Origin of the sequence: Pedobacter boryungensis (assembly GCF_013204825.1) — a bacterium.
GTDB classification, from domain to species: Bacteria; Bacteroidota; Bacteroidia; order Sphingobacteriales; family Sphingobacteriaceae; genus Pedobacter; species Pedobacter boryungensis.
Map to the genome: position 1 here is coordinate 457563 of NZ_JABMKV010000003.1, position 12721 is coordinate 470283.

At 34.7% G+C, this 12721-nt stretch carries 8 protein-coding genes; 4 read left to right on the forward strand and 4 right to left on the reverse strand.

The window, feature by feature from the left end; translation table 11 throughout:
• Nucleotides 1–234 precede the first annotated feature (234 nt).
• The 3 genes from HQN85_RS14155 to HQN85_RS14165 form a co-directional block, all read right to left on the reverse strand.
• The gene (locus HQN85_RS14155) at nt 235–1530 is read right to left on the reverse strand and encodes a RagB/SusD family nutrient uptake outer membrane protein (RefSeq protein WP_173273410.1); all 1296 of its coding nucleotides are present in this window, start codon (nt 1528–1530) and stop codon (nt 235–237) included.
• A gap of 16 nt (nt 1531–1546) precedes the next feature.
• Nucleotides 1547–4585, reverse strand: a complete 3039-nt coding sequence (locus HQN85_RS14160) for a SusC/RagA family TonB-linked outer membrane protein (protein WP_246249820.1) — start codon at nt 4583–4585, stop codon at nt 1547–1549.
• A gap of 179 nt (nt 4586–4764) precedes the next feature.
• Nucleotides 4765–5964 (reverse strand): anhydro-N-acetylmuramic acid kinase, encoded by a 1200-nt coding sequence (locus HQN85_RS14165; RefSeq protein ID WP_173273415.1) that lies wholly within the window; start codon nt 5962–5964, stop codon nt 4765–4767.
• A 153-nt stretch (nt 5965–6117) separates the two neighbouring features.
• Here HQN85_RS14165 and HQN85_RS14170 point away from each other — a divergent pair, with 153 nt between their 5' ends.
• The 3 genes from HQN85_RS14170 (at nt 6118) to HQN85_RS14180 (ending at nt 10058) form a co-directional block, all read left to right on the forward strand.
• The gene (locus HQN85_RS14170; protein ID WP_173273417.1) at nt 6118–8037 is read left to right on the forward strand and encodes a glucosamine-6-phosphate deaminase; all 1920 of its coding nucleotides are present in this window, start codon (nt 6118–6120) and stop codon (nt 8035–8037) included.
• An 86-nt stretch (nt 8038–8123) separates the two neighbouring features.
• A complete protein-coding gene (locus HQN85_RS14175) occupies nt 8124–9272 on the forward strand; it encodes an acyltransferase family protein (protein WP_173273419.1) in 1149 nt (382 codons plus the stop codon).
• Nucleotides 9273–9278: 6 nt separating this feature from the next.
• Nucleotides 9279–10058, forward strand: coding sequence for a DUF1835 domain-containing protein (locus HQN85_RS14180; RefSeq protein ID WP_173273421.1), 780 nt, complete (start codon nt 9279–9281; stop codon nt 10056–10058).
• A gap of 4 nt (nt 10059–10062) precedes the next feature.
• On the opposite strand, the gene HQN85_RS14185 is transcribed toward HQN85_RS14180, so the two are convergent.
• Nucleotides 10063–11601, reverse strand: a complete 1539-nt coding sequence (locus tag HQN85_RS14185; RefSeq protein ID WP_173273423.1) for a glycoside hydrolase family 10 protein — start codon at nt 11599–11601, stop codon at nt 10063–10065.
• Between the two features lie 197 nt (nt 11602–11798).
• Here HQN85_RS14185 and HQN85_RS14190 point away from each other — a divergent pair, with 197 nt between their 5' ends.
• The gene (locus tag HQN85_RS14190; RefSeq protein WP_173273425.1) at nt 11799–12704 is read left to right on the forward strand and encodes a coiled-coil domain-containing protein; all 906 of its coding nucleotides are present in this window, start codon (nt 11799–11801) and stop codon (nt 12702–12704) included.
• The last annotated feature ends 17 nt before the right edge of the window (nt 12705–12721 follow it).

Consider the following 12721-nt stretch of genomic DNA (forward strand, 5'->3'; position numbering starts at 1 on the left):
TGATCACAGGGTGATAACAAGGTGCAAACAGGGTCATAACAAGGTCAATTACCTTGTTAACTTATAGTTAAATCCTTTTCAGCTTTATTAATCTATAGTTAAAAACTAATCAGAACTAGCTACATTTTGGATTATCCAATAGGATAATATTTTTGAACAAAAAAAGGAGTAGAAATTATTTTTCTACTCCTTTTTACTACTTAAAGCAGCATATTTAGTTAAAGAACCGCAGCACTAAAAAGCTGGATTTGCAGGTGTGTTGGTATTGTTATCGCGTTCTTGAAATGGATAAGGCATAAAACTTCGTTTCATTTCTGAGGTTGGCCTTCCAAATCTTCGCATATCCTCCAATTTTAATCCAGACATGAAAAGCTCTATGCAACGATGTTTGTAAATTAAGTCTAATAGCTCCTGCTGTGTATAGGGGCCTGTTAAAGCAGGTAATGCCGCACCTACTCCAAAAGGATCAGTAGCCGCTGTTTTAGTAACAATTTTATTCAGTTCTGTCAATGAACTTGATAAATTAGGTGAAGCCTGACGGGCATAAGCCTCTGCTTTAATCAGCGTTATTTCTCCTGGTAAATAGACCGGAATTTGAGTAAATGTTCCTGCACCAAAGCCATTGATACGAACTGTAGTATTTACACTTGTGTAAAAAGGTATTCTTAAATCACCAGCGTCTGGCACGTTTACTCCTGTCTGACCTAAACTTAAATTTTTAGGTTGTATTACGTTATTTGTTGAAGTTGCAATTTCAAAAAGTGGATTAAGGTTTAAAGCATCGTAGGTAAACGTTGATTTTTTAGTTAAATCTACTGCATTAGCAGCGGTTAATGCTAAAGCATAGTTACCTGCAAATAAAGCATAACGAGCTTTTAATGCATTTAAAGTATTTGGAATATCTATGCCATTTGGAACGTTTCCTGTAAAAGATGCACTAATTGGGTTTGCGGCAATAACTGATAACGCATTATCTATGGTTGTAATGGCTTTATTAAAACCCTCTAAACGATTGATAAATTGTACGTTCTGTCCAGTTCCTGCCGGAATTTTTTCCCAATATTCAGATAAATTACCGAGCGCCAAGGCTTTAAAAATACTAGCATGAGCAATTAAACCAGCTGCATAGTTCTTGTCTGGCAAATTTGCCGCATTGTTAATTACGTTATCAGCATCGTAAATTATTTTATTGGCACCAGTCCATACATTACCTAATATCGTATTTGATCCATCTACTTGTACACCACCCGCAGCTAATCTTTCTTCGTTAGTATTACCAGTATTTATAGATATTAACTCATTTGTAGTTAACCCATTTAAAGTAATAGAAGCATAAAGCACACTAGGCCTTGTAGTAGAGTAACTTTTTTGCAGACCAACCGTTACTCCAGTTAATCCTTTTGCAGAGGTTAATACATCATCAGCCGTGGCTGCATTTGGGTTCAAATACTCTTTATTACAGGCAACGGAAAATGTGATTGCCGTAAAGAGAAATGTGTAACCTATATATTTTGATTTTAAATTTTTCATAAAAAAGGTTTTTAAATTAGAATTTTGCTTGCAAGCCTAAAGAGAAAGTTCTAGGAATAGGCACCGGACCGAAATCAATATTTCTTAAAAGTGTAGATTGGCCACCAGAGTTTAATTCTGGATCATAGCCTTTGTAATTATCCCAAGAAAATAAGTTTCTGCCACTTAAATTAATAGCTAAATTTTTGATGAACTTAACTTGTCCCACGTTATAACTTAAAGAAATTTCTCTTAATTTAACAAAAGAACCATCATCAATACGCCATTCTTCTACGTTGTAAACACCAGCCACATATCCTCTAGGCAATTGACCTCTTTGCTCTGCCTCTGCAACCTTTCCATTGCCTACCCCTTGTCTTGTTCTCCAATCCGCATTCCATACATCGCCTCCTTGTACTGCATCCAATTGTACACGTAAACTTAATTTTTTATAGGTAAACTCATTTACAAATGAGCCAGTATAATCAGGATTAGGATCACCTATAATCTTACGTTGCACATTACCTGCTGCCTGACCAGCTGTTAAAGGAATTCCTGCAGAATTTGTAGCGATATTTCCTGCAGCATCTCTTTCGAAGTATGTTCCATAAAACACGCCTATTGGAGATCCATCTATAATTGATACTGGTGCTCCAGGATTTGTAGAAAATGTTTGTCTAGCACCAGAGCCAACAATTTTGTTCCTGTTTCTGTTGTAAATTAAAGTCGATGTCCAAGTAAAATCTTGTGATTTAACTGGCATACCGGTTAGCATTAGTTCAACACCTTTATTTTTAAGTGTACCTGCAATATTGTCTAACAAGCTAGAAAAACCTGTAGAAGGGGCAACAGAAACTTCCAAAAGTAAATCTGAAACTGTTTTGTTATAATAACTAAAGGTTAAGCCTAATCTATTGTTAAAGAACGACATATCGGCACCAATCTCTAACTCTTCCTGACGTTCGGGCACTACATCTGTATTTGCTAGAACTGATCTTGAGGTAAGCGTAGTTTTACTGTTTAGAGCGCTTGGCAAATAAACATTAAAACGATCATAAGCGCCAATACCAGTTAAGTTACCCGATTGACCATAAGCCGCTCTTATCTTAAATGTATTCCACCATGAAGAAACCCCAAAGTTTTTCCAATAATCTGCTGAAGACAATACATAACTAATATTAGCTTTAGGATAGAATTGTGTTCTATTGTTCTCGCCAAATACTGTAGATTGATCTACCCTGATTGCTCCAGTTAAGAATAAATGATCTTTATATTTAAAATTCTGTTGCAAATAGGCTCCGCTAATTGAAAATTCAGATCTACTATCCGCACCCGTTAACATTGTACTTGCACCATTTACAACTTGTACGAACGGAGCCAAGCCACGTCCGTTTGTTAAACTGTATAAATCTTTTTGGTATTGATAAGAACCCCCAAGTTGAGTAGTAGAGCTTAACAGATCAGATATTTTAGTGTCATAAGTAAAGTTTAATTCATTATTAAACAAGGTGGTAGTAGCATTGGCTGCACTTGCATAACCATTTAACGATGGATCTAATGTTGGGCCACCACCATAAAAACCAGTACTTACGTTATAAGCAAAAGGAGGAATATAAGTCGTTCCATTTTGGATTGAGTTATCCAAACCCATTGTATAATCAATGGTTAAGTTTTTAATTGGAGTTAGTTTTAATCCTGCATTTGCAATAATACGATTTGTAAATTGTCGTTGCTTGATATCTTCAATAACAGAAACTGGATTTACACGACCACGCTCGCCGATAGCTTTTAAGTTGCCTAGGGCATCTCTAGCAAAAATATCGTGGAAATTACCTATGATGGTTACAGAGTTCATGGGCGAGAAAAATGAATTGCCATCTGGCTTTTCATTTGCATCACTGTGGATATAATTAAAGCCGGCAGTCATTTTAGCCCATTTGTTAATTACCTGATCAAGGTTTGCTCTAAAGTTAATTCGTTTAAAATCTGTATTTTGTATAATACCTTGATTAGAAAAATAGCCAGCAGAAGTGTAAAATTTAGTATTCTCACTTCCTCCTGCAACAGTTACTGCATTGTCGGTACCTACACCTGTGCGAAAAATATAATCTTGATAGTTATACCTAGTAACGGGAGTTGTGTTCGTTAATGCTGGAGATAATACATCCTGGGTTTGTGCTGTAGACCCATCTGTGGGGCCTCCAAACTTAGTTGGAGATTGATTTACGTCTATTTGTTTACGTAATTCGCTAATTATTAAACTTGTATTAAAACTAACTTGTGTAGCTCCCGCTTTACCTCTTTTTGTAAAGATTTGTATTACTCCAGCATTGGCTCTAGACCCGTAAATTGCTGCTGCTGCTGCACCATTTAATACTTCAACACGGTCGATGTCTGCTGGATTAATATCTACCATTCTATTCTGACCGATGTTACCTACAAAGTTTCCACCATCATAATTAGATGAGGTATTGGTCACTCTAGTGGTAGAATTGTTAACGATTACCCCGTCAATAATATACAAGGGTTCTGAAGAAGAATTTACAGAGCTTACTCCTCTCAATCTTACAGATATACCTCCTGCCGGATCTCCAGAGTTTTGGCTAATTTGAGCACCAGGTGTTTTACCCTGCAAAGAAGCTAAGGCATTTCCACTAGGCGCTTTATTTAAATCATCTCCTTTAACAGTACTTACATAACTTCCTAATTGTTTCCTTGTAGTACCTTGTGAGGTACCTGTTACAATAACCTCATCTAAACCCATCGCATCTTGGGATAAAGAAAAATCTGCAGATAAGCTACTGGTACTACCCAAAGTAATTTGTTTAGTAACTGTTTTATAACCTATGTAGGTAGCTGCAAGTTGATAAGTTCCAGGTGCAAGGTTGGCTACTAGAGAATAAGTACCATCACTATTGGCGGCTACCGCAAAATTTGTTCCTTGCAATTTAATACCTGCTCCAGGAATTCCTGTTTTAGTGGACTCTTCTATTACCTTACCGCTAATTACATAACGATTTGTTTGTGCGCTAGCCGAAGAGAACAGCAGCAAAATCAGGGTGGGTGTCAAAAACAAAAAAAATAGTTTTGGGCACCGAAACATGTAAAATTTCGTCATACTTAAAGTTTTTAAATGGTTAGAATTACAGCAAAAGCTGATTAATTATTTTTCCAAAACCAATGGCTTGAAAATATCTATTAAAGATGACGAAAATGTTTGTTTTAACTTGAATAAAACTTATAAACAAACTAACATTAATTGGGCAAACTAATTTTACCCATACAAACTGATGGAACCCCTTCTCTTTCTCCGAAATTTATTGGACTTCCAGCTAAGGTTTCATTTGCCAATAAGGCAAAAAGAACTGCTTCTTTAGCATCTGGATTTATTTCCAATTCGTCGGTAGTACTAAAGATAGCTTTAGGCAAAGCATTTTTTAAGAGTTTAACTAATAATGGATTATGCATTCCGCCTCCACTCATAAATATTTTTGGCAACTTGGTAGAAGCAGTTGTTTTTTCAATTGCATCGATAATAGCATTTGCAGAAAAGTGGCATAAAGTGGCCAATACATCTTCATTACTAATGTTAGTCGTATTACTGTTTACCTGCGCTCTTTGCAAGTATGCTAAATTAAATAATTCGGGTCCAGTAGTTTTAGGAAAGCCTATTTCGAAAAAGTTGTTTTCTAACAACTCTTTTAACAAAGAGAGGTTTACTTTTCCTGCACTAGCCTTTTCTGCATTTTTATCATAATATATTCCTGGATAATGCAATTGCACAAACTGGTCCATTAACGTATTACCTGGGCCAACATCTGTTGAAAATACCTTAGTTGCATCCTTATCTCCTGGCAAGAAAGTAAAATTAGCTATACCGCCAATGTTTAACATTATTCTGTCCTCATCCTTTTTAGAAAACACTAAATAGTCTCCATAAACAGCAAGAGGAGCTCCTTCTCCACCCGCAGCTAAGTGTTTTTGCCTAAAATCCGCTATGGTTATAATTCCAGTTGCCACTGCAATATGATCCCCATCTCCTATTTGCAAAGTTGCATTAGGGTAATTTTTTTTGCCATGTAATGATTTTGGCGCATGGAATATGGTTTGCCCGTGGCTTGCAATTACATCAATATTGGCAGGATTAATATTCCACTTTGTTAAAGCACTTAATATCAGCTCTGCATGTTTAAGACCTATTAGCTCATTCAATAAGCAAACTTTTTCTAAATCTGCATCTCTTCTAGAAAAGATACTTTTTACATCTGCCCTAAAATCATCCTGGTAAGGCATTGTTATAAAGTTTAGTAGTTTAACTTCAGTTTTACTGCCGCTATCTTTACACAGACACAAAGCAATGTCTAATCCATCCATAGAAGTGCCAGACATAAGTCCAATAATTAGTCTCTCTTTTTTATCCGCTATAGAATAAAGCTTTTTAATATTAATGTTCATAAAGAATAAAATAATGTCTAAGTATCAAACGTTTGATTGTGGCAATAATGGTATTTCAAAAAAATACTTGCGATAAAAATAAATAACCTTTATTAAAAAGTGCTTATTACTCTCTATATTTACTGCTCCGTTCACTAAATAACAACAGAATTAATGGCAAGATTAAATCTTTTAGAAGAAACGAGGTTCGAAAAACTCCCAGTTACAGTCTTTAAAAACCCTAAAGAAGCTTCTATCAATGTAGCGCATAGAATTGCGAACATCATTAAAGATAAACAAAAAAACAATTTGAATGCAGTGCTTGGTTTAGCAACTGGCGCAACTCCTATTGCAGTTTATGCAGAACTAGTTCGTTTGCACAAAGAAGAAGGCTTAAGTTTTAAAAACGTGATCACCTTTAATTTGGATGAATATTATCCAATGCAACCTACAGCGGCTCAAAGTTATGTTTCATTTATGAATGAGCATTTATTTGACCACATTGATATTGATAAAAACAATGTTCATATCCCTGATGGGACATTAAAATTGGAAGAGATTCCTGCTTTTTGCTTAGATTATGAGCGTAAAATAGGTGAAGTAGGCGGCTTAGATATGCAAATATTAGGTATTGGACGTACGGGCCACATTGGTTTTAACGAGCCTGGATCTGCCCCTAACTCTGGTACTCGTTTAGTTACTTTAGACGATTTAACGCGTAGAGATGCAGCCCGCGATTTTGGTGGTAAATCTTTTGTACCTACAAAGGCGATTACAATGGGAATTGGTACCATCTTTAAAGCACGAGAAATTGTGTTGATGGCTTGGAACCGTAAAAAATCTCCAATTATAAAAAAGGCTGTTGAAGGAGAAATGTCTAGCGAAGTACCTGCTACTTATTTGCAACTTTCTGATAATGTAGAATTTGTTTTAGATGAAGATGCAGCTTCTTTATTAACTAGATTTGATACACCTTGGTTAGTAAAAGATTGTGTTTGGACAGATCAACTCATTAGAAAAGCAGTTATTTGGTTAGCAAATACCTTGAACAAACCGATATTAAAATTAACTGAAGACGATTTTAATAACAACGGTATGGCGCAATTAGCGTTAGAAAAGGGACCAGTTTATAATATTAACATCCATATTTTTAACAAATTACAACATACAATTACAGGTTGGCCAGGTGGTAAACCTAATGCAGATGATAGTCAAAGACCGGAAAGAGCTGAGCCAGCTAAAAAACGTGTCGTGATTTTTTCTCCGCATCCAGATGATGACGTAATTTCTATGGGTGGAACGTTTATTCGTTTGGTTGATCAAAAACATGATGTACATGTGGCCTATCAAACTTCAGGTAATACCGCTGTTTGGGATGATGACGCATTACGTTTTGTGGAGTTTAACAATGATTTTTCTGAAAAAATGGGTATGGCACATCCAGAAATGAAAAACATGTATGCGAGAATGCGCCAGTTTATGGAGCAGAAAAAACCAAATCAAATAGACACTCCAGAAATACAAACCGTTAAAGGTTTAATTAGAAAAGGGGAAGCTATTGCTGGTGCTCGTTATTGTGGATTAGAAGATGATCATATTCATTTTATGGCATTACCTTTTTACGAAAGCGGAAAAAATCAGAAAAATCCGGTTACAGAGGCTGACGTTTTGTTAACGATGGAATTGCTTCAAAAAATTAAACCTCATCAAGTATTTGCAGCAGGCGATTTTGAAGATCCTCATGGTACACACATTGTTTGTTTCAATATTATTTTAGAAGCACTAAAGAGATTGCAAAAAACAGAAAGCTGGGTTAATGATTGTTGGTTATGGATGTATCGTGGTGCATGGCTAGAATTTGAAACACACGAAATTGAAATGGCAGTTCCACTTAGTCCACAAGAAGTTGAACGTAAAAAGTTTGCTATTTTCAAACACCAATCTCAAAAAGATAGAGCTGTTTTTCCAGGTGATGATGCTAGAGAATTTTGGCAAAGAGCTGAAGATAGGAACAGAGAAACAGCAAAAGCCTATGATAATTTAGGTTTAGCAGATTACGAAGCAATGGAAGCTTTTGTTCGTTACAAATTCTAAATCCATTCTTGCGTTTCATTTTTATTAATGATTTAAAATTATCTTCTATATATTAGTCGTATAGAAGATAATTTTAATTTAAAGAAATGGAACTTAAAACTCAGCGATTATTATCATTAGACTTTTTTCGTGGTCTAACTGTCGCCACAATGATTTTAGTTAACAATCCAGGAAGCTGGAGTCACATTTATGCACCACTCGAGCATGCCGAATGGAATGGATGTACACCTACCGACCTTGTATTTCCTTTCTTTTTATTTATAGTTGGCGTTTCCATAGCCTATGCCATGGGAAGCAAAAAAGCAGATCCCAAAAGTCATCAAAAAACGATTCTAAAAGCACTGAAAAGAGGTTTAATCTTATTTGGCTTAGGATTATTACTCGCTATCTTCCCCAGAAATTTTCAAAATTATGATTTTATAGAATCAATTAAACACGTTCGTATTCCAGGAGTTTTACAAAGAATTGGCGTTGTGTTTTTCATTTGTTCTGTGATATTTTTAAAATCATCTGAAAAAAACATTTTTAGAACGATTATTATAATTCTTATCGCGTATTGGGCATTAATGATGTTTGTACCAGTACCTGGAGTTGGTTATGCAAATCTTGAAAAAGAAACTAATTTGGGTGCATGGCTAGATAGAACAATTTTAACTGAAGCTCATTTATGGAAATCTTCCATCACTTGGGATCCTGAGGGAATATTGAGTACGCTACCTGCTATCGCAACTGGGTTATTCGGAGTTTTAGTTGGTGTTTATTTAAAACGCAAAGATGTAGAACCTGCATCAAAAATTGCTTGGTTGTTTTCAGTAGGAAGTGTATGTGTAATTGCTGGCCTTTTATGGGATTTAGAATTCCCAATAAACAAAGCACTATGGACAAGTTCTTACGTACTTTATACAGGTGGTTTGGCCACTATTATTTTATCACTTTCGTATTGGATTATTGATGTACATCAATATAATCGCTTTACAAAACCTTTTGTAATTTATGGCGTAAACGCAATAACTGTGTTTTTTGTGTCGGGATTAATGCCTCGTTTGCTAAATATGATTAAAATTAAAAATGCAAACGGTGATGAAATTGGTTCGTTAACTTATTTTAATGAAACTTTTTTCACACCTCACTTCTCACCAATAAACGCATCATTAGCTTACGCGATATTTGTTATACTTTTCTTTTATGTGATACTTTGGATAATGTACAAGAAAAACATCATTATTAAGGTGTAAATCACCATGAAAACACTTCACATTTTAAATGGGGATGCAACTTTATTTGTTTTTAATCAATCAAAGATTGAAGGAGATACCCTAGTTTGGCGTGAAATTTTAGCTGATGGACCTGTTTCAAAAACAAATTTATGGGAGCTTAGATCGATTTGGATTTCTGAAACTTTTGGTGAAAATCAGGTAGATTACCATCAAAAAGTAATTACAGAAGCTGAAAAATTAAGCCAACTTAATATATATGATGAAGTTGTTTTATGGTTCGAATACGATTTAACTTGTCAAATTAACTTGATTTTTATTCTGTCTATCATTAACGCTGATTATAAAAACGAAAATCTTATTTCTTTAATTTGTCCAGACAGAATAGATGGAATGCCAAACTTTCGGGGGTTAGGCGAATTAAATACAACACAGTTAAAGAAACTCTTATCTCAAAAAGTTAAGTTACAAAAAACTGATTTAGAGTTGGCCACAAAAGCTTGGGACTTATACATTGAAAATGATTTTGAACGGATTAAAAACTTTTTAGCTACAGATTTCGGAAATTTACCACTCCTTAAAAAAGCTCTTAAAGCACATTTATTACGTTTTCCTAATCCTGCTACTCAATTAAATCATATAGAAAAGGTTTTAATAGATTTAATAAATTCAGATATTTCTAGCAAAACTGAGCTTTACAATGCATTTTGGGCGCAAGAAAGTATTTATGGCTTAACCGATTTACAGCTCAACCATATTTTAAATCAACTAAAAGAAAGAAAATTAATTACTAAAGATTTATTATAGCCTCCTACTTTGCTTGTACGCCTATAGGTCTGCTGGGTTCGCTTTCATTCTTTAAACGATCTAAAGCAGTAATTAAATAATTATATCTTTTCCCTTTTTCTGCATTGGTATCTACATAAAAAGTAAAATCTCTAAAACTAATATTTAATATGTTTTTTGGATTTAAAACATTGATTTTCTCACCTTCTTCAAAACGATAAATTACATAACCAGACGCGGTTTCTCCATCAGAGGCTTTTAGTGGTTTTTCCCATTTTAAGTTAACTCCATCTTCAAGGGCATCAGCTGTGAAGTTTTGTGGAACATTTGGAATTACATCATCTAACCATGGCATTTGTGGCGGTAAAGCCGGATATTTATATAAATTGTTTCTGAGTGAATCGGCAAGAGACCTAGCATTTGTAGAAAGAGATTTAGAGCTGAAGAATACACTTCCCTGCACTCTATTATTCTCTCTCATGTATCTAATCTGATTAGGAATTTCATCGAACTTCATCCATGTTGGATCTAATTTTGTAGGTACACGAACTAAATAAGCAGCTTGACCTATATATAAATGCCTACCAAAGGTGTTATTGCTCCACCAGTCCAATAAAACTTTGAACGGGGCTGCAGACCGACTAAAAGTGAAATATATTTGCGGATTGATGTAATCAACCCAACCTTCTTTTATCCATTTTCTCGAATCCGCATATAATTCCCCATAGTTTGATAAGCCATTTGTTTTGGAGCCTAAGGTATCTTCTCTAAAATTTCTCCAAATACCAAAAGGACTTACACCAAATTTTACGTACTTTTTATAATAATGAACACTATCATTTACTGTTTTAATTAACATATCTACATTGTTTCTACGCCAATCATCAATTTTTGTAAAACCATTAGGATATTTTGCAAAAGTAGCCGCGTCATTAATTTTCTGCCCTTCTATGCGATAAGGATAAAAATAATCATCGAAGTGAACCCCATCAATATCATATTCTTTAACCACATCTAAAATAATTTGTACAATGTACGCTTGCACTTCTGGCAATCCTGGGTCAAATAATTTTTGACCTCCATAGGTATAAAATAATTCTGGACGCTTTTTAGTAATGTGATCAGCGCTAACTAATTGTCCCGCAGTCATAGTTGCCCTGTATGGATTAAACCAGGCGTGCAACTCCATTCCTCTATTATGAGCTTCTTTTACTGCAAATTCCAAAGGGTCATAGCCAGGTGCTGGCGCTATACCTTGTGTGCCCGTTAACCAATGGCTCCACAGTTCTCTAGATTTAGCATATAATGCGTCTGCAGTGGGTCTAATTTGCAACATAATGGCATTTATACCATTTTTCTTGTGTTGTTCTAGTATTCCAATAAATTCTTGTTTTTGTTGATCGGCTGAAAGACCTGGTTTTGACGGCCAATCTATATTTGTAACTGAAGCTACCCAAACGCCTCTAAATTCACGCTTTGGAGCAATTTTTGTGGTATTTTGTGCGTTAGAAAAAAGTGGAGCGGCTATTAGGAGTAAAAGTGCGTAAATATGGCTTTTATTCATTTATTTGGTTTTGTATAAAGAAAAATAGGTTTAATCTGTAGTTAGTATAAACGACTTTTTTTAAAAAATCTGACACAAAAGTGCTACAAATTTTACACTTTTCATTTTTTTATATTATGTTAGCTGTCCTTTAAAATCGAAATACTTAGATTAAAGTTAATTGGCGGCATATTTTGGCCAATTTGAAATTTAACATCATGCAAGACCAAGATCCCGTTAATAAAATTGATAGAAATAAGGTTTACTTTTTAGTTATCGTAATAGCTGCACTTTTAGGTATAAATGCATACCTATATTTTAAAGATAAACAACAAAGCAATCGTTTTGTAACTGTAAATACAGAAAAAGACCGCCTTAACCTTGAAGTAGAAAAAATTGAAGTTGAGCTTGATAAAGTAAACTCACTAAACGTAACCTTGAGCGACAAGCTACAGGAAGAACAAAAGTTAGCCAGAGAAAAAATTGCGGAACTAAAATTAGCTTTGCAAAAAGGCCAGTTAACACATGGTGATTTAGAAAAAGCGCAAAATCAAGTTAAGGAACTGAGAGAATTTGTGAAAAATTACAACGATAAAATTACCAGGTTAGAAAAGGAAAATACCTACTTAAAATCTGAACGCGACAGTCTTAAAACCACTGCAAATTCCTACAGCGAAAAGGCTGAAGATCTACAAAAAGAAAATCAAGACTTAAATGCCAAAGTAAAAGTAGGCGCAGCCTTAAAAGCTGCTAATATTAACATTGCAGCTTTTAAAGTAAAAGACAGTGGTAAAAATGTATTAGTAACTCGTGCTAGCACTGCTAATAAATTCACCATAAATTTTTCTATTGTACCTAATCCATTAGCAGAAAAAAATTACCATAAAGTTTATTTAAGAGTATTTGATCCGGCAGGAAATTTAGTGGCTAATGAAAACAATATGTTTGAGATTGATGGACAGCAAATGCAATATAGTAGTGCAATTGAATTCTCTTACAATAATGATGAGGCTGTTTATAAAGTTGATTGGACAAACCCAAAAGAGTTTATTAAAGGAACATATTCGATTATCCTTTATACTGATGGCTTTATAATGGGTAAAAGTCAAATCACATTACGCTAGTTATCTTTTATCACTAC